Here is a 23,326-nt window from a genome sequence, read left to right as displayed (position 1 = left end):
CCGGATTTTACACTTCGAAGAAAAAAGAAGGACCGAAATGGTATCTTTCAGCCCTTTAACTTATACAAATCGGAACAACCCTGTATATTCCTTTATTTTTCCAGTAAAATAATCATTCCGCCTCTTCCCATAATCTCACATTGCTTCAAGGAAGACAGTTTTCCTTCCCATTGTGTATTTCTAATCTCAGGTAAGATATAAGAAGATGGTTTGAATCCGAGCAACTCCTCATCCAGTGTGATTTTAGCCGTCTGAGGCATATCCGTCCAGTTTGCCAGTACCACCAGCGCTTTATCACCATTCACATAAACAGTAGCCGGGATGTCCTTATTATCCGTTTTCACCGGACAACGTTCGTCCCAATAGCCTCTCATCTGTGCATTCTTCATGCCAAAATCATCCCAAAGTTTCCAAAGCGGAACAGGATTTCCACTCCACGGCAAACGGGGAAGCATTCCGTAAACCATCCCTCTGAATAGGTTCCGGGCATCCAGCGTCTCACTCATCAAGCCGAAAGGAATACCGGACATTTCCACCAGCCAGAAATCCAGTGTATTGCTTGCAGGGAAACCTTCACCGATCCAGGTACGATCCACATAAGGTAACAGTTCCAGATACAGATGCAGTGAATTGGCATAACCGGCCCACTGGTTCATATGGTTCCAGGAATGGATATCTATCAGCCGGCGCTTTCCGTCGGCATCCATAATACGGCGGGCACGTTGCAATGTCTGATGGTCCAGAGCACTGTCATCTATATAAACACCATCCAGTCCCAGGTTCTTTATCATCCAATCCAAACCTTCCAGATAGTAATTGTTCCAGCGGGAATCAGGGGTAGTAATAACCGAGATATCCATATCGCCGGCATATTTACCTTCATTAAAAGCATTATACCAAGCCGGAATGAAATGAGTCGTCAGGTTCTTGTTCAACCATTCGTGAGGACCGTTCCGATGAATCAGCGTACGGGCATCCTTTCCGGGACCGTCATGGATCACTTCACCACCCAGGCTACGTAACGCCCATAACTCCGGAATCTTCACCGTCAACTCACGGGTCGTATAATAAAGCCGGACATCCAGATCTTTGCTGTGTGCATCCGAGATAAAACGTTTCAAATCAGGAACTGCCTCATCATAATAAGGATAGTTAATGAACGGATATACATCTTTCTTATGATGGATATTAATCATATTGGCACCTGCTTCCAATGCAGCAGGGATATAACCGGCACTCACATCGCTGTTGGAATGGTAGAAACGTTTTTCTGCCAGTTCTTTCAAGTTAAGCGGTTTCACCGGAGTAACCAACATATTGAAATTATAATGAAGAACATCACCTTTCTGCATAGTCCGTTCACCACTATAGGCCGTCATCAGGACTGTACCGTCTTTATCGGGCAGAATGTCGATACCGCCCTTATTGGCATTTCCCCACGAAGCAGGCAGGTTTAGTTTACCTAAACCATAATAGATATTCACCAGCGGGCGGACATAGTTTTCATCTTTGAAGCAGAAGTTCAGACCGGCATTTATATTTCCCATCCAGATCTTATCCTGATGTTTGTCGACATTCCATTGCCAGTTAATTACAGAATCCGGACGGAAACCACCTTTATGTCCCAATCCCATCATATATTTGGCAGCATACGAAGTATAAGGTACTTCCAGGCGGATATCCTTTACTTTCACGTCTCCCAGGGATTTCACCTGTATCTGATAATCGACCAGACCATCGAAACCGAATTTACCGGAACACTGTACTTCAAAATTACGGTTCTTCCGGGTAGCTATCCAGTTTACCGACGCATTATTCTGTCCGGTGATCCGCAGGGAACCGGGTTTCAGCACTTCTTCGCCATTCTCCGTTTCTATCACGAACCGCATTTCTCCTGCCAGAACGGGAGTATTGCTCTGATCGTTCAACTGGTTACTCTGATCATAACGGGTAGAAAGGGATTGAGGAAGGCCCTCTTTCGACAGCTCCATCGTTCCTCCCAACCAGGAAATCGTTTGTTTCTGTAATTGAACCGGGACATACGGAGCCGTCGGTTCATCGGCGTTACCGATGGAAGAATCCAACCAGCGCAGGCGGGTTTTCCTCCATCCTTCGTTATCTCCGTGGTTGGCGATGGGAGAACCTTGTACGGTCAATTCACATGCGATCTCTACCGGTTTGGCATCAGCAGCTTTGATCGTAACTTTTCCTTTATAAACGCCGCTTGCCGTTACAGGTACATCGGAACCGATCCATAATGCCTGCACATTTCCTTTGGAAACATTCACCGTCTTTTTAAAAGATTTGCCATTCGTATCAATCCCTCCCAGGTTAAAACAACGGAAAGCAGAAGCCGGAATCTTATTCCCCTTTTCATTCTTCCAGTCAGAGAAGATAACAGATACGTCCGACAAGGTTTCATACGGAGCGAAGATTCCTACCTGCCAGGTATAGAACTCACCCGGAAGACAATCGCCCCGGAACTTTGTCCGCGAATCAACCGACCGTTCCACCCAACGCACAGGGATTGCATCCGTCATACGGATATCGTGTTCCCGGTCTTCCGTAAAACAGAAGTAACCGGCTTCCGGGTTTTCTTGTATCAACCTCTTCACCGCATCAGATGAAGCCACACGGCGCATTTCCGAGTCCTGCTCATTCACCGTACCCTGTCTTTTCAAGTCATCGAAGGCATTCGTTACATCATCCTGCGCCTGCATAACACAAGGCAGGGCCAGAAGCGAATACACCATCAGGTACTTAATTTGTTTTCTCAACATTGTAGTATTCTTTTGATAATTGTTTGTATTTGTCCAACATTCGACGGGCAACAGCCACTTCGTCTCCTTCCGTTACCGGAGTACGGGCCTTACCCGGACGATCAACGAAAGCCAACTCCCAGTCAGCCAACGAATCATAAAACTCATTCGCACGGAAAGCCTGACGGCCTAAATCCATCTTTGCATCTTCCTCCCTGTAAATCGTTCCGTTATCGAGATGTCCCTGCAACATATTATAGAACTGTTTCCAACGTTGCAGATAATATCCTTCGATCAAACCGGTCCATTCACGCCATGAGTAATCGAATTGACGAACATCGACCTGTCCGCCCCAGATAGTCACCAGTGAAGAGGCATTCTTTTCAAACAAATTGCGTTCTTCATCGGTCGTTCCCCAGGCACGTGCATCAGTCAACCACTGGTCAAAGTTAAACTCTGTACGGGTACGAAGCAAGAGATCTACATCTTTTAATAACTCGAGGAAACGTCCGGAATGCAGAGCAAATGCCTCTTTATCCTTTTTCTTAAATGCCTCGGCAGCTTTTTTATGTATTTCCTGTCCCAGGTTGGACATAATCTGACGCTGTACATCTACAATATCGAAACGATAAGGTCCAGATCCTTTCAATTGTTCCGCATCCTGTAATAAACATACTTCAGCTTCTATCAATGATTGCGGATCATAAGGAATATTAAAACCGGCATTCGGCCCCGACTTCTTTACATCCACAGCAGGACGGGCACAGATGATCGAACTGGACTCGACTCCATTCGTTCCGGCCCGATAAGGACCAGCCAGCAATAACTCCCAAGCCTTATTGGCGGCATCCGAAAATGCGCCATAACGACGTTCCGCATATTTATTCAACCATTCTTCCAGCTTCACCGAATCCTGATGGACCGGCATTTCAAATGCCAACTCATAGAATACGGGATTCTGCCCGATCGACTCCATGAACAAACCGGAGCCTACCACATTCGGCGTTTCCTGTTTAGCTTTCATAAACTGATTGGATGATACCAGCGGCAAATCTCCGTGAAGATTGACACGCCCACCAAAATTATGCAGATTACCTACAACAAAATCATGGTTGCAAAAATGATCTTTTCCCCCTAACGCACCGTTCAGGCTCAATACGAGTAAATCATGTTTCGGTACAACGGATGCAATATCTTTCCGGAAACTCCAGGCTTGCATCACCCACAACGCCTCCGGATCGAACGTCTTCATCAATTTATGGATAGAAGCTCCTACCGCATTCAGATATTCAGGTGTATCCACAGGCGGCTTGCTTTCATGGAAAGGATCGGCAGCATAGAGTCCGTAGGTTCCATATAATTTCTGTTCCTCTTCCAGAAAAGTTTTTCCCAGTTCCGTAAACAACGGATCCAGCGGATCTAACTGGCAGATACCTTCAAATCCATACCAATCCGGTTGTTTCTGTATCTTTGCCTCCGGAAACTTTTCCATCATCTTACGAGGTACAGCACCGGAAAAACCTTGTTGTATCGGTGTCATGCCTAATTCCAACTGACGGTTTACCACTTGTTTACCCAAAGCAATATGCGAATCGATCCATGATTTCGGCAGCGGTCCGCCAAAGCTTTCGATATTAGGCATCCACTGCCAGGCAAAATGGGCAGGATCGACCAGATAAGAACGTGCTTCCTCATCCGTAAAACCGAAACGAAGCAGTGTATTATACCAAACACCTTCCAAACCGACAACCGACAAAGGTGTATTGATCGAATTCATAGCCATATAGTCGATCTCACGCTGCCAACGTTCCCAATCCCACCAGGCACCGGTATAGCTCAACGTACAATAATTAAAATAGACACGATACTTACCGTTAATTATCCGGTGTGTCTTCTCTGCCGGAACAGGCAATGTCGCCGGTAAATTCAACTGATCGCCAAACCAGGAGACATGGGCCTTACAATGATATTTCAGATACTGGTTATAAGCTGTTGCCAACGATACCGTATTGTTCCCCCGCAACACAACCTTGCCGTTTTCCCCGGCCACTTCATAGACATCGTTCCCGTTCTCCGACTCTATCAGTTCCAGACTAAACTGTTGACTATAACCTGGAGTAATACGTTCGATCAAGTCATAAGCAGCCTGTATCTGCGGGTCTTTCTGACAAGACATCAGAGATAAAAAACAAAAAAGCAAAAATACTTTACTTACAATTCTCATGGTATAAATCTTAATAATTATTTATATATTACTAGACGTAGAAAAGCCCGTTTACCCTATAAGGATACGCAAATAAACTTACTTTATACGTTCTACAGATGCCTGAAAACTGAAAGATGAGAAATAAACAGAGAGAGAGGAGTTTTTTCATCAAAAACTGCCACTAGAAAATCGGGGAAGCCTAACTTATATGTCTATCCCCACTGATTTTCTTCTAAGCCGTTCTAATGTTCAATTTTAAAGTTTCAGTAAAAGTTTACCGAAGTATTAATACTATTTTAACAAGATAAATATCTCTGAAAAAAATAAGGGACCTTTGAATTCAAAAGTCCCTTATTTCGTAATTAAAAGTCCTGTCTTAACATTTCAAAACACCGGACCTTTTTTCTGGTATCTTAGATCTGTCTTTACGGATGAAAAGAAACCGTTACCTTCCCCTGTACTTTATCACCTTTTCGCAACGGCCTGTATTCTTTCTCGGCATGAGGAATCAGGAAGTTTTCCTTTCCCGGATTGTTATAATCGGCAACTAATAAACGAATCGCATCACCCTCTATCCAGGCACGAACATACTGCGTTCCATCGGATTTCACGGTGATAGATTGTCCTGATTTGTCTTTCAGACAGGCTGAGTAAATATTCTCCTTCGTAGAACGAAACATGTTTGAACCGGCTGCCGTCTGATCATACGACCAGGATTTTACAGGCTGTTTGGAAGGGCCTGCCAGTCCGGATACAGGCAATGAGGAATCGAATGCTTCTGCTTGTCCCGTCAATGCTCCTATATGGTCTTCCGGATACACGCTCCAATATCCTTTCCGTTTCCAATCCAGATGAGTAAAAGAAGAAGGCAAAGAAAATACCAGTCCAGTCTGTCTCGGAGATATATCCTGAAGCATAGTGAAGTCATAGACAAAAGTGACTTCTCCATTTTTATGAAAACGATACTCAAATATGCCTTCGGCTTCTTTATAAATTCCTTTTACTTTTATGCTAATAAGCTCATCGCCCGGCAGACAGGTAACAGACTGAGCTACCCAATTTTCGCAGACTGGGTTATATGGCTTGAACTTCTGGTCTTTACCGATCATCTGGACACCTTCACCATCTCCGTTCAACGGCAGTACCATCAAAGCTGGAGATTGCAACAATATAGTATTTACTCCCTGACCGGCAGACAACAATCCGTTACGCTTATCCACAGTAAATGCTCCTCCTGTTGACTGAATCTCGATAACATCGGCTTTTTCCTGACAAGACAGTTTTCCTGACTGCCCTTGTTCCTGCGGCTTGATCTGTTCCGGCAAAATACGGAAACAGTATTCATCGATCACAAAACCACGAACGCCGGTGACTGTCAATTCAAGCATCTCCGTATTCCGTAAAGATTCCGGTAACTGAACCTCGAACTCTCCCTCCGAACGGGGAGCAACATCGGTTGTTATCCTGCCGCTCTTTCCTCCGGCTTTCCACTCGATGGAACATTCCGACAGATCACTGAAATTATGACGGTTCTCCACATGGAAACGGACAATACCGTCGGCCGACATATTTCCTTTCTGTATGATCTTAACTGGACTAAAGGCTTTCTTCATTCCCCAATATTCCGGCTTTTCACGCCGCCATCCGTCTATCGGTCCCCAAGTTCCGTAACCGACCGCCTTTTCTCCCGGTAAAAAGAATGTATCGTCTATACCAGCCCATATCGCACCGCCTAAAACACCCTGGCTATGATACATATCATTCCACATTTTATCCAACAAAGGTCCCCACATACTACGAAGTCCCGGATCGGCAGCCAGTTCCAAACGGTTATAAGCATTCAGATGACAAAATTCGTCAAAAGTAACCGGACGCTTGCTGTTACGGTATTTATCCGGTCCGGTCGGTCCGGGATAATGATGATTGGTAACTTCAAGTTCGCCGTTATCGGCATCCGGACCCCACTGGCTAAAGATACGCGGACGTGTCGGGTCCATCTGTTTCACGACTTCACCCGCCTTTTTGAAATATTCGGCATACTTCAACGATTCATTTCCTAACGACCACATGATAACGGAAGGATGGCTGCGGTTCAGGTTTACCATCTCGACATGCTGGTTGACCAATACAGCATCGTGCATATCTTCCGGTACATTCGTGTTATGTGCCCAACAGAAAGGCGCTTCCACTTCTACCAGCATTCCCAATTCATCACAGGCTTCCAGCAAGGCTTCATCGGGTGGATAATGAGAGGTTCGGAAATAATTAACATTTCCACGACGGAACAGTTCCACATCTTTCCGCCACATATCGTCATTCACGGAACGCCCCCGCAACGGCATGACCTCATGATGGCATACTCCGCGAAGTTTTACCGGCATATTATTAATGAACATCTGGTTTCCGCGAACTTCCACCTGGCGGAAACCGACACGGCGCATAGTTTCATGCAACACCTTTTTTCCCTCTTTCAACTGACAGGTGAGAGTATATAAATAAGGATGCTCGGAATCCCATTTTTCCGGCTTCGCTATATCAAAAGATATTTCAGCCTTTTCCGTCGCTCCCACCACCATGTTTTGAACCGGACGAGCATTCTCTTTCAGTTGTATTTCTTTTCCATTTGCATCTTTCAACGTAAAATGAAGGGACAAACCGGATTTTACGGCAGACGATTCATTCGTTATTTCAATATTAGTCTTCAATACGGCATCGACATAAGAAGTATCGAAAGATGTACTGGCATGGAACATCGAAAGATTCACTTCGGGCAAGGCAAAAAGATAAAGATCTCTTGTTATACCACCCAATGGATGAACGGCATATTGCGAAGCACTGGATGTCGAATCGGCAAGACTTTCCGAAATGACAGAGACAGCAATACGGTTTTCTTTTCCTACCTGCACCAAATCCGTCACATCCAGTTCAAAAGCCGTAAAACCACCTAAATGAGAACCGGCCTCTTTTCCGTTTATATAAATCCGGCTATCACTGTATATGCCGTTACAACGCAACTTGATCTGTTGCCCACTCCAAGCAGAAGGAATAGTAAACGTACGGAAATAACCGGCGGCCTTCCCCTTCTCGACTTCAAAACCCTGCATCACCCATTCGCCGGGAACCTCTATGTTCTTCCAGTTACTAACACTTCCTTTCTTCCAGAATTCTTTTTCGGGAGAAGGGTTAAACTGCCAATTCCCAGCTAAAGGTACTTTCTGCTTTTCCACCTTGATGGGTAAAGGGGAAAGACGCGGAACAGTAAAATCCGCAGCACAAACTGATTGCAGGCATAAAACCGAAACCAGTAAGTAAAATAGTTTTCTTACATTCATATAGGTATTTTGTGTTTAAATGATATTAATACAATTTACATGTGCAAATTAACGACATTTATTCTTTTCGGCCCTGATAAGAGTATAAACATAAGGTTTTTATTCGGAACTAATTGGTATGAAATATATCAAATTCGGAACTACCGGGATAATAAATAAAAAAGAGCCATTCTTAACTTACGATTAAGTTAAAAATAGCCCTTTATTTGATGGATTATAGTACTTCGGAATCTGTTTCCCTATTTACCATAAACATAGACCTCAGCTACACTCGTATAAGGTTCACGATTACTATCCGAAAGTAACAACTTCAGATAACGCCCTTTCATATCTATAGATCCGGGTATTGTAATTGAAGAACTGTCACCTTCCTCAAACACAACAGTACCTATTTTTATCCAACCGGCAGCATTTGCATCAGGATGGTCCGAGACATAGAGCTCTATACTTTTGGTATCTTTATTCCCGGTCCTGCGATACAATTCAACCCTAGAAATATTTTTCGGTGTTTGCATGTCTATCACAGCCCAATGAGGTAGAGGTGCATCTCCTCCCTCATAAGCAGATTGCCAATAGGTACTTAAATCCCCATCGATCAATGTAGCCATTCCACCACCTTCCGACGTAGAAACATCAGAAACAGATAAAACCTCCCATGAACTACGGTCGTATTTATATTCTGCCGGGAAAGGTGTTTCATATTCTTTCCACGCAGTGGCAAATGTATCGATCGCTACTTCTTCCGGGATATACAAAGACCTGTATTCAAAGGTAGAACCCGGCTTTACATCCGGTAATTGAACTAAATCATCTGTAGAAGGGACTTTTACTATTGCTTGTGAACCGTTCTTTTTCACATAACGCACTTCACTACGAACCAAATATTGAGGTGCATAATACCACTTGATTGTTCCTTCCTGATCCGACAATGTCAAGCTTTCTACCAGACGATCATTCAATGTAGCTTGATAAGTATCTCCATAAGAAGTTCCAAAATCAGTCATAAACAAAGATTTATGTCCAAAATTATCTGTTGCCTGTATTTTGAATGTATAAGATTTTTCTTCCAAATTATCTAATATAACAGAAATACTATCATAACCAGTTTTCAGTTCAACAGGAATAATCAAAGAGTCAAGTCCGTCATTCCAATACACATCTATAGAACGGACGTTCGGGGCATTATAAGTACGACAATTAAATAAAACCCGTCCTTTACCTGCAATAAAGTATACAGAATCAGGTTTGGGAGCATAAATAATCTCACCACCTTTTATATACTCTTTGTGCATATCCATAAAATCTTCACAAGAAGTGAAAGATAAAATGAAAGTAGCCAGTATCGCTAAACTATATAATCTTTTCATAATTTTCTTGTTAATTTGTTGATACTACACATTATTCTTCGATTTGTCCATAAAAGTCAACATCAGCAATATTCGAGAAGGTCGCTCCTCCGAAAGCAGACATAAAGACTATACGCACATATCGTACCGAAGTCAGGGATATGTCAAACGAAAATTCATGTCCGTTTTTAGCGACATCCATATCCAAATCTGTCACGGTAGAACCTGGAGATCCGGAAGGTTTCACTATTTCACAGTCCATTACTTTAGTCCATTCGCTCCAATCTCCACTTTGACTCGGTTCGTGGTCACACACATACACTTCAAATGTTTTTGGATTACCATGACCATAAGCAATGTTTACGCCATAATTATAAATACGTTGATGCACAACCAATCGGCTCAGCTTAGCAACAGTTCCTAAATCGAAAGTAGCAGGAGCACCTGGTAAAGCATTCGTAATAAAACATCCGAAAGTATTATGGTCATCGTCTAATATATAAGCGTCTTTTCCTTCCCAATTCGTCAAACTTTTATCGTTTGCCAAATTCATTACACGCATATTCTTTTTGTTCAATTTTTCTTCGAACAAAGGAATAACTTCTGCTGTGAGGGTATCGGAATAATTATCAAAATTATCGCTTATTATCATAGAGAAATTCTTAGGTTCCGGAGCATACCCTCTGATGTTGTAAACATTCTCATCAATATCACTCATCATAATATTCATGGTTGACATTTGCCCGGTAGAATCCGGAGCTAAAAATTCAATATTAAGAGGAGCTTTTTCCGGATTCCTCCAGCTAAAACGTGCACCGCCAAAGTCTTGTTCAATTGCTACTGATTTGACAGCTTTAGTCAAAGCAGATTCTAATGGGGTAAACTTCACTTCTATCGGATCTGACAATTCCTGAGCACGATTTACCGCATAAAGAGTTGCTGTATGTTCCAAAGTATCATTATAACCCTGGATCGCTAATTTATCTTCGTAATATGAGGTAGTCACCTCATATTCCTTACCATTAGTCGTAGTATATAAACATTTCACTGCCAACAAATCTTCTGTATTAGGAATTTTATATGAGACAACAGCACCACCGGCTGTAGGTTCAACTACAACATTTGTAACAACTCCCGGCTTACCTAAGCTTTCACTAATCGGTAACTGCTCTTTTTCTGAACAAGAAAAAAGAAACGGAAGTAATAATGTAAACTTTAAATATCTGGTATTCATACGTATATCATAAATAATATAGATTAATAATTACCATCCCATATTCTGTCTTAATAACGGATTCTTTACTATTTCAGACTCAGGTATAGGAGCAAAATAGTTTTTAAACTCAAAAGATTGCTCATAAATGGCAGTTGGTGTATAATAGTTTTTAACATCTGAAGCATTGATATTCCAACCTTCAATGATACGATTTTGCTCAGCCAGAGCAGTTTTCCAACGATGGCTATCCCAGTAATAAGAACCTTCACATGCCAATTCTATTTTACGTTCCTGTCGGATTATATCACGCATTCCTTCCTTCGTGGTCGGTTTGTTCGGTTGTTTGGAATATTTACCCCAAGACTCGACAACGCCTTTAAGACCGGCACGTTCGCGTACCATATCGATATATTTGTACACTTCGGCATCCGGTGCATCCTTCGATTCATTCAAAGCTTCAGCGCACATTAACAACAAATCTGCGTAACGCATGTCAGGGAAAGGATAAGATTCCCAAGTGATACTGTTGGCATCCCGGAAAGAGCTATTGATGGAAACCAGTTTTTTAGGCCAATAACCGGTTGCATTGTACTGTCCCGGATTTCCAATGGTAGACACTTCCCCGAAACGATTTTTGGGGAACAAACATTCAGCATCGTCATCCGGCATATTCTTATAAGAATTTCCATACCATTTACCTCTGTCAAATCCTAAAGTAGAATAGAAACGTGGTTCACGGTCAAAATTCAAAGCTGCCGTTTGTTCGCCTTGCTGAATATAATAGCGATGTTCCGCATCACCGACACGTAAACTATAACGACTGGCATAATCATACGTATTATCTTCTTCAATAGGAACACCGTTTTTCGAATAAAACCGTTCCACTGTCGATAAAGGCACACTCATTTTTTGCAGTACATTACCCAATGATGTGGAAGTTTCAAAATAAGTGAAACATTCGGATTGGAAACCACCGCCGACAATCGAAGCCGTATTGCTCCAAATCAGTTCAGGATTCCATCTGTGACTAATCACACCTCTTAATGTTTGTACCAACAACGTTTGATCGGACAGCGGTTTTGTTGCTACATAGTCTGATGTTTGATATAAACGGATACCGGCCGCTTCACTCACTTCTACTGCTTTTTTACATGCTTCTGCCGCAGCCGTCCAACGGGTAGGGTTATAAACCTGGTTAAAGAACGGTTCACCATTATGATCCAAAAAACTATTATAATCTGTGTTTCCATTAAACAATGGGCTGGCCCAATACAATAGCACTTTAGCCTTTAGCATGTGAGCAGCCGGTTGTGTAAAACGACCTAGTTCCGATGCTGGGTTGGTAAGTACTAACGGTAAACTTTCACTATCTATCACTTCGTTGATCAAATCCATAACGTATTGAAAGCAGTCGTCTACTTTCTCACGATAAACACGAACTCCCTGAGTCGATTCTGTCACAGGAGGACTTTCACGCAGCGGGCAAATAGGACCGTAATACGACAACAAATAGAAGTGCAGATAGGCTTTTATCAGTTTAACCTCGGCAATCATACGTTGTTTTTCGTATTCGTCCAGATCTTCGACATTGACAATTCCTTTCATAAAAGTGTTGCAGTCACGAATCCCTGCATACAATCCTCCAGTACCCCAATAGTTGATAAGGGCACTTGTCGAATTATCAAAACCTAATCCGAACTGCATACCTTTTTCCGTATCATATTCCGTATTCAAAATCATTTCCAGAGCACCGAAAATAGCAGGGTTTGCATTTCTGTTCATTGTAGCCGGAAACTTTGAATAACAGGTTGCCAAATATTTTTCGACCGTATAACGATCTGCAAAAGCGTGTTCTTCCGTTGCAATGTTGTCCGGAACGACATCCAAAAAGTCGCAGGATGTTGCAGTGACAGCCACACATGTGCATAAAATATATTTAAATATTGATTTCATTTTCTTTCGTTTTTATTGTTTTAGAATCCTAAGTTAATGCCGACATTAAAAACACGCTGAATCGGATATCCAAAGCCATTACCTGCCATTTCCGGATCCCATAGCTTGAATTTACTCCAGCACAGGAGGTTCGTTCCACTGACATACACGCGGAAATTCTGTACTTTGATCTTTTTGAGCAAGTCTCTCGGTAGTGTATAACCGACTTCAACCGACTTCAACCGAAGGAATGTCGCATCCTGCATGAACCAGGTATTGGTTTGATTATTGTTAGATATGGTTTGACTGGACAATCTGGGCCAGAAAGCATACGGATTACGGTTGCTCTCAGACCAATAATTATCTGCGATAACCTGTAATACTTGATTTTGTCCGGTCATACCATCCCCCGAGTTTCCATCAATAAAAGGAGATATCTTCTTTTGATCCAACCAGAATGACTGGCGTCCGGAACCTTGGAAAAAGAAAGAGGCATCAAATCCTTTATACCCGGCTGAAAGACCGAAACCATAGTTGATTTCCGGAGTTGTCGGGAAACCGATAGGCACTTTATCTAATTCTGATATTTTTCCATCCCCATTCACATCCCGGTATTTAATATCACCGGCCTTGTATTTTCCGAATTGTGTCGGTGAATTTTTTACTTCTTCATCATCTATAAACAAACGTTCGGCTATATATCCCCATACCTGTCCTAATGATTTGCCAACTTTCGATAACCAAGGAGTGGCACTGTAGTCCGGTTCTTCCCATTCAACTGCTTCACTGGTTGCATACGTAAAGGTTGCACGTCCGGTCATCCATAAATCTTTATTGAAACTCTTTTCATAATTAAATTCCATATCGACACCATGCCCTTTCGCTTTACCCAAATTGGCTTTTACAGCCGGTACAATACCCATTGTTCCCGGAATGATACGGTTCAAAAGGATGTTTTTTCTTCGTTCGGTAAAATATTCCACATTAGCCGACAAACCAAAAGTAGTCGTTGCTTCAAAACCGACATTCATTTTATAAGAAGTTTCCCAACCGATTTCATCATTGGCATAACGATTAAACGCTACTCCGCCAGGATTATAATCCATCAAAGTCCCCCAATGAACGGAAGAACCTGCACCCATGTTCACATCCGAAAGATAATAGAAGCGGTCATTTCCACTACCTATCTGATCCTGTCCGGCCATACCATAAGATCCTTTAAATTTAAACTGGGGAAATACATCCTTCAACGGCTCGAAAAATCCTTCATTGGAAACCATCCAACCTAATGCTCCTGATGGAAAAAATCCCCAACGGTTATTCTTCGAAAAACGTTCCGACCCGTTGTAACCGAAAGTAAATTCTCCGAAATAACGAGAGTCGAAGTTATAAGCCATACGACCGGCCAAACCCATATTTCTATAAGGTAGTGACAATTGAAGATTATTCGCAATACCAGATTTCTGATTACGCATCGTGTAAACAAACAAAGCATTCACATTATGTTTATCATTAAACAAACGGGTATATTCCGCTTTTGCTTCCATATATACACTACTGTTGATTTTACGTTCTCCCGGTTGATAATTGATCCATTCTGTTCCGGTTGTCGGATTCAAACGGCTCAACTTGTAAGACTGATCCTGTATATCGAAGGAACTGATGCTATAATAGAAAGGGGTATATGCTCGATTCACCGTATATTCCGAATAACGATCCATATTAACAAGTACGCTTGCTGTCAAACCTTTGGTTATCATATCCAGATTCTGATTCACAACAAACTGAGTCAGCATCGTGTTCTTGCTGTATTCGTTATATCCTCTTAATGACTGAGCATAGGGATTGATATAATTAGCATCCCCATAGTTACCAAACAAGATATGCTTGGCATAAGAATACTGTTCATCCGGTTCATAATAAGGCTTGAACAAAACAGGATTGGCTTGCATCACATAATTATACATGGTGCTACCACCTCCTATCGGACCTGAATAATCATCGAATGCCGCACTCATACGCAAAACCAATTCAGTGGTCTTTGTCAAGTTCACATTCACGTTCGAACGGATCGTATATTTCATCAAATTGATATTTGAGTTAAAGTTGTTACGCTTGTCAACCTTCATATTGCCATTGTCGCGTGTCATATTGGCCGCTACATAATAACGGGCTATCTTACCACCACCGCTTACACTAATATTTGCACGTTGGTTCATCGTCAAATCACGGAACATGGTATCATACCAATCTGTTGCAGGGAACAGATTCGGATAAAGGCCACGTTCGGTCATGGTTATTTTTTCTTGGGTATACAATGCCAACCCCATCGGATCACGTGTTTTGATGGCTTCATTATGCATCCGCATATAAGTGACCGGATCTGCCAGTTTTATCTTCTCGGTAGGAGTTGAAAACGAGTTTTCCACACGAACATTAACAGAGACCTTACCTTCACGTCCTTCTTTGGTTGTTACAGAGATTACGCCATTGGCACCACGTGCCCCATATAAAGCCGTAGCTGTAGCATCTTTCATGATCGTAAAGCTGGCAATATCGTCGGTATTCAGACGAGACAAGTCTTCTGTTCCCAATTCGATACCATCAATCAAAATCAGCGGGTCCTTTTTAGCTTCAGCCCCGAATGTCGTGATCCCCCGAATGAAAAAGTTCGCATTATCCTTTCCCGGTTCACCGCTTGTCTGATAGGATATCAAACCTGCCACACGACCGGCAAAAGCTGTGGTCAGATTGCTACTTGGTATTTTCAGCTCTGCCGGCTTTACCGTTGTGATGGCAGAAACCACACTCTCTTTTTTCTGTTTGGCAAAAGCTACAACCGTTACTTCCTCCAATTGGTCAGCCTTGGGCTCCATCACGATGTTCAAGAAACCTTCGCCCTTATAGGTTAATTCTTTAGTTTCCATGCCAATGTATGAAACGACTAATATTTCATTGGTTTTAACACCATCGAATTCGAAGTTTCCATCTACATCAGCAATCACACCTTTCGTACTGCCTTTGATCTGTACTGTGGCTCCGGGAAGCGGATCCCCTCCGGTATCTGAGATCTTTCCTTTAACCTTTTTCCCGTTTTGTTGAACATGGCCGACTATCGGCTCCATCCTGTTTGTTCTCTCATCGTTACGACTTATCGGAACGTTCCTCTTTTCTGTAGCCGACATATCTTCGACCGCAAAAACCAGAGAGACAGAGACTAACGACAGAGGAACCAAAAGTCCTAAGAGTACCTTTTGCTTCATAATGTAAACTTTTAATTAATAATATAGATTAAAATATTCTTGTTGTTTTCACCTTTACTTCTGCGTGGAGACAGTACTATCTCCGCTATGTAGATAAGGTTATCTCCCATAGGGCGACACCGGTATCTCCATACAAGAGACAGTATTGCTTGTTATTACGTCACGGTTATTCTATTTCCGGACGATCGTTTTCATCACTTCCACTTTTTGTCCCTACATACACTGGAATTGATACAGAACGAGGTGTTTTCAATGTTACTCCAGTGCCTTTCGTATATTGTGTGGTAACGGTCAGTTCATATTCACCATCGGTCAGTTCCGTAGGTACTAAAAAAATCAGTTCGGAGGGATTGTTGGTGGCAAACATATCTTCGGTTATTTTAGTAATGGCATCGTTCTCTTTATTGCGGATGGCAATACCCACAGAAGCATCCTCACCCACTATTTTCAAAAACGCACCACGAACAGCAAAGTTGCGTCCCGGTGTCATACAACCGTCTTTCAGTTTGGTTTTCTTATCTTCTGTTTCCAGAATGTACATGACATCATTCTTTTCTCCTTGAAGGACAACATCCGTTTTGGCGATTTCTTCACGTAACACTTTGTCTTGGATAAAAGATACATAGATATTGTTCTTTGTCGGATCCCAACGTCCTCCTTCTATGACTCCGGAGAAGCGGGGAACAGCATAAAACAAACCGGTATTCACATAATATCCGTTCATTAGAAAACGGGCAACAATCCTTTCGAAAAGGGTAACGACATGGGTTAAAGTTTCCGGTCGCAAGCCGGTATCTTCTTCCCTCATTTCCTTATAAATCTCCGTCATGCCTACATGTCCTGCAGGATCAAGAATCAGGATTTTGTCATTCGGGTCTTTGGTAACGCTATTCGGAGCGATCCATCCTTTTAATTTGTTTTGCATAATAGTTTAATTTGTGAAAGGTTGTTGCCTTTCTGGTTTATATTATATATGTATCATTTCCATAGTCTTCATAGAACTATGGTTCTTTAAGTATATAGCAACTAATCCTTGATAGATAGTATTGTACTGATTTTATGACAGATAGAATTTGAAGACTTCTTTAATGCCATTCTATGGCGATTCCGTTTTGTATACTTTTTTTAGGAAATAAAATCCGTATTCTCCATATACTTTATGGAAAACAGGATAAGTTTTCATCAAATAATCAGGAATTTTGTAAAGACAAATTTAGAATTGATATTCATCTGATTATGCAAAAGTAAAATAGTATGATGTATTCTTAAATTTTAAATCATAATCAACTGGTTTTAATATAAGCTTACAGATAATATTTACTAATAATTGTCACGATTATTATAAAAAAGGCTGTAGTTCTATGAAGACTCTAGTTGTTTCTTTCCCGGTTAAAGCATAAAAATCACATTGCTTTATTATGCAATTAGGTATAGGCGGTTGATGCGCCCAAACGAAAGATAATCGCTACTTTTGTAGCATGATACAACGAGAAATATTTAAAGGTGTGAATTCCATAAAGTTCTATAATAGATTTAAGAATGACGAAGACTGTCTGAGGTATATGTCAGAGATAAAATGGCCTGATGAAAGTTTTGTATGCCCAAGATGCGGCAATACGACATACCATAAAGGCAGGACTTCATACTCCCGTCGCTGCAACAAGTGCAAACGTGATGAAAGCGTAACATCCGGTACAATGCTTGACCGTATGAAACTCGCACCGGTGTACGCATTTCACATTGCCTTCAAGATAGCGACCAAGAAAAAGGGTATGTCATCAATGGAGCCGGCAGAAGAATACGAACTGCGGCAGAAAACGGTATGGGAGTTCAAATGGAAACTCCAGCAGGCCATGAAAAGTTCCGGTCGGCATCCTCTTGCAGGCACAGTACATGCAGATGAGTTCTACATCGGTGGTGAAGAGGAAGGAATAGTCGGACGTTCCTCAGAATCAGCCAAGAAACTTGTCATTGTGGCATTGGAAATAGTGACAGACGGTGTGGGTAGAGCATATGCGCAAGTCATTGATGACGCATCATCGTTGTCGTTCAGGCCGTTCTTTGAGAAATACATATCCAAAGATGCTAAAGTTGTCACGGATGAATGGAAGGGATATCTCCCATTGATGGACGAGTATCAGATTGAGCAACGCAAGTCTGAAAACGGAACTTCATTTCCACAGATGCACATCCATATCATGAATATCAAGGGATGGCTCAGAGGCATACATCACCACGGCTCGAAAGAGCGTCTGCAAGGTTATCTTGACGAGTATCATTTCAGGTTTAATTGCCGAAACAATATGGATACCATATTTGATGTACTCATACGGCGACTGATGAATAATGCGCCAACATGTTTAGCATCAATTGACTAGCATTGGGCGCATCAACCGCCTATACCTAAAAATATTTTAACCCCACAAGAAAGGATGCGTAAATATCCGCTCAAAGAGATAATGAATGCCCTCCTTTATATCAACAAGAGTGGCTGCCAGTGGCGTATGCTTCCTTCTGATTTCGCTCCCTGGCAGACAGTCTATTACTACTTCCGTAAATGGAAACTTGAAGGCGTGTTTGAGGAGGTAATGGATGCCTTGCACTCCCTTATCCGTAAACAGGCAGGACGGGAGGAAAGCCCCAGTCTTGGAATCATAGACTCTAGGAGCGTAAAAACCTCCCATCATGTTGATTCTGACTGGGGAATAGACGGAAACAAGAAAGTCAAGGGTCGGAAAGAGCACATCATTGTTGATACGCTTGGTCTTCCGTTAGCCGTCGCAATCCATGAAGCCAACCTGCATGACTGCAAAGGTGCCCCACAAGTCATAGAGAAACTCTCCTGCAAGTTTCCACGTCTGGTGAAAATTCTGGCGGACGGAGGATACAGGGGAGATTTGGCTGATTGGGTAAAGAAGAAATTCGGATGGATTTTGGAGGTCGTACTCAGGACGGACGAATGTCCATCCAAATTTCAGGTACTGCCAAAACGCTGGATTGTGGAACGCTCTTTCTCATGGCTGGAAAACTTCAGAAGGCTGACCATCGATTACGAATTCCTTGCTGAAACTGCGGAAGCTATGGTACAGATTGTCAAATAACAATTACTCATTGGATTTTCCGCTTGGCACCTGGATACAGAATCAATTCTTCATTTCTAAAATTCTTCATTAAATCAATAGTAATGGTATCTGTCACTTGAGGCCATAAACCTCCATCGTCCCATTTTCTATCTCCCATTTCAGCATTCCATTCACTCCAAACTTGACATAATTCTTCATATATTTCAGGTTCTTCATTCTTTATATCATGCATTTCGGTAGGATCTTTAGTTATATTATATAGAACTTTACCATAACCATCAACTGAGATCAATTTATAATCAGGAGTTCGTACTGCACTACAATTCATTTTTCTCCAGAACAAATATTCATGGGGATTACCAACTTTTTCACCTCTTAAATAGGGTAGTAAATCAACTCCATCAATTGGATTCTTTAATTTCTGAGAGGGGATACCTGCTGCCTGAACTGCGGTAGCCATAATATCAAAAGAAGAAACCAATCCATTAAACTTACAATCTTTAACAAGCTTATCACCCCACACCACACAAAAAGGAACTCTATGACCTCCTTCAAATTTATTCCCCTTAAACCCTTTATATGGTAAATTAGAGTCTAAGTTATTAATAGCTCCACCATTATCTGCCAAAAAGAAAATGAGCGTATTATCAAATTTATTCATCTTTTTCAGACCAGCCACTAATTTCCCAATATTCTTATCCAAAGCCGATGTCATAGCTTTAATATGCTGATTTTTACAACCTTCAAATTTATTCAAATATTCTTCGGGTGCCTCCAAGGGTGTGTGAATAGCATTATAAGAAAGATACATCATGAATGGCTTTTCTCCAACACACTCTATGTATGAAAGTGCATGATCGGTAAGAACATCTGTCATATATCCATCAAATTTTATCGGTTCACCATTCAATTGCATTTGATGCAAACTTCCATCTTTATCATCTGAATCGGGCCTATAATAATAGGAACGGCTTCCTGCCAGAAAACCATAAAAATGTTCAAAGCCTTGTTCATTGGGATGCATATCCGGTTTAAATCCTAAATGCCATTTTCCTAAGGCAGCAGTTGCATAGCCATTTTCACGGAATATATCTCCCAAAGTCTCTTCTTCATTTGGTACTCCTGCATCCGGATCATCCAAATTGCATTCAAATCCGAAACGTTGCCCATAACGTCCTGTCATCAACATTGCCCTCGAAGGAGCACTAACCGAACCCATGACATGTGCATCCGTACATATCACTCCCTGATGCGCCAAAGAATCAATATTTGGAGTTTCAATTTCTCCACCATTAAATCCAAAACTCGAATAACCGGCATCATCAATCAGTATCACTAACACATTAGGTTTAGGTTCCTGTTTTTGACATGCACAAAGGACAACTCCTAAAGACAATAAAAATGTTTTTCCCATTTCATTCATTTAACCATTAATACAAATTCAAAATATATGTTTTTGTTTTGACATAAAACTCTCAAGCTCAAGAGACAGTTGAAATTTCGCCCAAATGCAAAATCGCCTATACCCACAAACTTCATAACTCATCTTTTTTAATAAAAAATGATCTGATAAAATAGCTGTTTTTACATCAACTCATTAAAAACAGATCGAAACTTTTATAAAAAAGAACGCCGATAAAACTTGTCTATATAGGCGATTTTTATAAAAAAACCTATCAAATCATTTTCAAAAGTAGGGTAACCGCATCAAAATGTCAATCAACTGATAATCAATGCGCACAAATTTAGCGATTTATTAAATATTGCAAAAGTCATATTTGATTATCAAACAGTTAAGTAGCAGACGAAATTTTGGTGCGGTTGCCCTGTTTTCAATAGTCGTTCATATGTTTATCAATATCCCAGATTTTGGACTATTGCAGGTGTTGCATCAATAACACTTTGAGGTATTGGCCACAAATAATTTTTTGCAGGATCAAACAAACGAACTTCTACTTTTATCCTTTCATCTGTCAGATTAAGAGCATCTGTTTCAGCATCAACCGTTCCTAAAAGAGCACCATAGACTTGTCCAGGCATAACTTCTTCACCTATCTTCCAACGACAAATATCAAACCAACGGAAACCTTCCAATGCTAATTCAACACGACGTTCACGACGAACCAACTCTCTCATTTTTGTTTGAGAATTATAAATTGATTGATCTACTTCAGGCATACCGGCACGAGTTCGAACCGCATTTAGAGCATCATAAACCGAAGCATCAATCTGATTTTGTTCAATCTTTGATTCCGCATACATCAACAAAACTTCCGCATAACGCATTACAATAGCATTCATACCTGTATTCCACATATCTGCATAATCTGATAGATTATCAATATATTTACGAGTATGATATCCCGTTTTAGATCTTCCATAAGGCGCATAATAATCACCTGTAGGATCCGCCTTGTCAATTGGATTAAAATAACTACCCTCATACAAACAGCCTGGATAAATTAAAGAAGCTGCCAAACGGGGATCACGGTTCTTATAGGGTTCTCTTGGATCATACACAGAAGATTCCTCAATAGTTTTCCCATCAATACATTCATATGCATCAACCAATGCTTGTGTCGGATTTATAGATGACCAACCTCCAACTGATGCTGGCGGCATAACGCCTAACACCCAACATTCTGCCAAATTCTCAACATACTGGACATCCATAATTACTTCCTCATTGTTTTTATTTGCTATTTTAAACAAACCGGCATAATCTGGATAAAGTGAATATCCAAGTTCCATAATTTGTGCACAAGTAGCAGAACAAGCGGCATAATCCCCCATAAAGATTTCCATACGAGCTTTCAAAGTCAATGCTGCACCTTTTGTCACCCGCCCGACATCACTTCCTGTGTAGCTATTAGGTAATTGGGGAGCGATTTCTGTCAATTCATCCAAAATAAACTGTACCACTTCTTCTTTTGGATTACGAGGCAAATTGGAATTTGTAATATCCAAAACTTCTTTAACCAAAGGAACATCTCCATAAAGAGTAACTTTTAGAAAATAATGCCATGCCCTTAAAAAACGAACTTCTGCCGTCAAACGAGTTCTCACTTCTTCATCCATTTCTGGACGGCTAATATTTTCCAAGAAATTATTGCATCTGGTAATCTTATCATACGCCATATAGCTTTGTCCATAATTGGTAGGTGTAGCATAACCGGTAGCCTGAACCTGCCAACCTTCCCAAGAATAAGGATTATAGGCATTATCGGAAGCACAATCAAAATAAACGACTTCGTCCATACTATACCACCCTTCATAGCAACCGGTGGCTGCTGCCAATGCATCTTTTTCTGTATTCCAAAATGCTTCATTTGACGGTTGATCTAACGGATTCCTATCTAAGAAATCACTACTACAAGATGTAACAAAAACCAATAGAGCTAGTAATATACTATATTTTTTCATGATAATCTATTTAAAAAGTTATATTTAATCCGAAAGTATTCACCTTTACCTGAGGATAATATGCACGGGCACCAGCAGGAGCTTCTGGATCAAAACCATTACTAAATCCTGTAAAAGTCAATAAATTTTGTCCACTATAATAAACTCTGATTTTAGGGACACGAATAAAATCACAAACAGACTTTGGCAACGTATAACCAAACTGGAAGTTTTTCATACGTAAATAGGAAGAATTGATAATCCAAAAATCAGACGGGTTCGATCCAGAATCATTCTGTGTCCAAGTCGTTAAAGGACGAGGGAATTTACCATCAGGATTCGTTTCCGCATCCCAAGCATCCCGAAATAGATCTGTTGGTTTAGCCGTATTTCCTTGTAAGCGACCTACGGTTTCATTCTGAAGGAATCCTTTTACATCTGCTGCCCCTTGGAACATCACAGAAACATCAAATCCTTTCCATGTAGCATTCAAATTCAAACCAAATGTCCAGGCAGGATCCCAACTACCCAGATAAACACGATCTTCTCCATCAATCTTACCATCATTATTCTGATCTTTGTATTTCAAATCACCCAAACCAGCTTGATCGCGGTTGATTACAGCACTATTTGCCAAATCTTCTTCATCTGTAAAAATACCTAACCTACATTATTCATAGTGGATTCATTTCAGGTTATCAAAACAGATATGGGGACAATCTGAAGCCTCCAACTAATGTCTATCATCGAATGACCGCTTGATGTAGAGTTATAATCCTGTCCGAAG

Annotated in this window: 13 protein-coding genes; 2 read left to right on the top strand and 11 right to left on the bottom strand. The window is 41.2% G+C overall.

All coding sequences use genetic code 11. From position 1 onward, the window contains the following. Nucleotides 1–92: 92 nt before the first annotated feature. From NBH15_RS24115 to NBH15_RS24080, 8 genes are all read right to left on the bottom strand, one after another. Entirely contained in the window at nucleotides 93–2,780 is a 2,688-nt protein-coding gene (locus NBH15_RS24115; protein WP_250823750.1) for a glycoside hydrolase domain-containing protein, read from the bottom strand. Beyond that, on the bottom strand, nucleotides 2,761–4,983 hold the full coding sequence (locus NBH15_RS24110) for an alpha-N-acetylglucosaminidase (protein WP_250823749.1): 2,223 nt from the start codon (nucleotides 4,981–4,983) through the stop codon (nucleotides 2,761–2,763). The genes NBH15_RS24115 and NBH15_RS24110 overlap by 20 nt, the downstream gene beginning before the upstream one ends. Nucleotides 4,984–5,390: 407 nt before the next feature. Then, complete coding sequence (locus NBH15_RS24105) at nucleotides 5,391–8,297, bottom strand: glycoside hydrolase family 2 TIM barrel-domain containing protein (protein WP_250823748.1); 2,907 nt, start codon at nucleotides 8,295–8,297, stop codon at nucleotides 5,391–5,393. A gap of 239 nt (nucleotides 8,298–8,536) precedes the next feature. Next, nucleotides 8,537–9,664 carry a DUF4998 domain-containing protein gene (locus tag NBH15_RS24100; RefSeq protein ID WP_250823747.1) on the bottom strand — a complete coding sequence of 376 codons (1,128 nt, stop codon included), beginning with the start codon at nucleotides 9,662–9,664 and terminating at the stop codon, nucleotides 8,537–8,539. A 31-nt stretch (nucleotides 9,665–9,695) separates the two neighbouring features. Beyond that, nucleotides 9,696–10,877: a DUF5000 domain-containing lipoprotein gene (locus tag NBH15_RS24095; protein ID WP_128135218.1), complete on the bottom strand. Its 1,182-nt coding sequence runs from the start codon at nucleotides 10,875–10,877 to the stop codon at nucleotides 9,696–9,698. Between the two features lie 30 nt (nucleotides 10,878–10,907). Continuing rightward, complete coding sequence (locus NBH15_RS24090) at nucleotides 10,908–12,812, bottom strand: RagB/SusD family nutrient uptake outer membrane protein (protein ID WP_250823746.1); 1,905 nt, start codon at nucleotides 12,810–12,812, stop codon at nucleotides 10,908–10,910. Between the two features lie 20 nt (nucleotides 12,813–12,832). Continuing rightward, nucleotides 12,833–16,054 (bottom strand): SusC/RagA family TonB-linked outer membrane protein, encoded by a 3,222-nt coding sequence (locus NBH15_RS24085; protein ID WP_250823745.1) that lies wholly within the window; start codon nucleotides 16,052–16,054, stop codon nucleotides 12,833–12,835. Between the two features lie 166 nt (nucleotides 16,055–16,220). Next, a complete protein-coding gene (locus NBH15_RS24080) occupies nucleotides 16,221–16,979 on the bottom strand; it encodes a DNA-binding domain-containing protein (RefSeq protein ID WP_250823744.1) in 759 nt (252 codons plus the stop codon). Nucleotides 16,980–17,532: 553 nt separating this feature from the next. Here NBH15_RS24080 and NBH15_RS24075 point away from each other — a divergent pair. Both NBH15_RS24075 and NBH15_RS24070 read left to right on the top strand, forming a co-directional pair. Continuing rightward, a complete protein-coding gene (locus NBH15_RS24075; RefSeq protein WP_250823743.1) occupies nucleotides 17,533–18,432 on the top strand; it encodes an IS1595 family transposase in 900 nt (299 codons plus the stop codon). 21 nt (nucleotides 18,433–18,453) lie between these two features. Next, nucleotides 18,454–19,155: an IS5 family transposase gene (locus tag NBH15_RS24070; protein WP_350472295.1), complete on the top strand. Its 702-nt coding sequence runs from the start codon at nucleotides 18,454–18,456 to the stop codon at nucleotides 19,153–19,155. A gap of 7 nt (nucleotides 19,156–19,162) precedes the next feature. On the opposite strand, the gene NBH15_RS24065 is transcribed toward NBH15_RS24070, so the two are convergent. The 3 genes from NBH15_RS24065 to NBH15_RS24055 all read right to left on the bottom strand — a co-directional run bounded on the left by NBH15_RS24065 (nucleotide 19,163) and on the right by NBH15_RS24055 (nucleotide 23,176). Then, nucleotides 19,163–20,560 (bottom strand): sulfatase-like hydrolase/transferase, encoded by a 1,398-nt coding sequence (locus NBH15_RS24065; protein WP_250823741.1) that lies wholly within the window; start codon nucleotides 20,558–20,560, stop codon nucleotides 19,163–19,165. 431 nt (nucleotides 20,561–20,991) lie between these two features. Beyond that, nucleotides 20,992–22,560, bottom strand: coding sequence for a RagB/SusD family nutrient uptake outer membrane protein (locus NBH15_RS24060; RefSeq protein WP_250823740.1), 1,569 nt, complete (start codon nucleotides 22,558–22,560; stop codon nucleotides 20,992–20,994). 10 nt (nucleotides 22,561–22,570) lie between these two features. After that, complete coding sequence (locus NBH15_RS24055; RefSeq protein WP_250823739.1) at nucleotides 22,571–23,176, bottom strand: hypothetical protein; 606 nt, start codon at nucleotides 23,174–23,176, stop codon at nucleotides 22,571–22,573. Between the last annotated feature and the right edge of the window lie 150 nt (nucleotides 23,177–23,326).

Source organism: Parabacteroides caeci (genome assembly GCF_023656795.1).
Taxonomy (GTDB): domain Bacteria; phylum Bacteroidota; class Bacteroidia; order Bacteroidales; family Tannerellaceae; genus Parabacteroides; species Parabacteroides segnis.
Note: the sequence above shows the minus strand (reverse complement) of the source record. Positions and strands in the feature narration are given on the sequence as shown.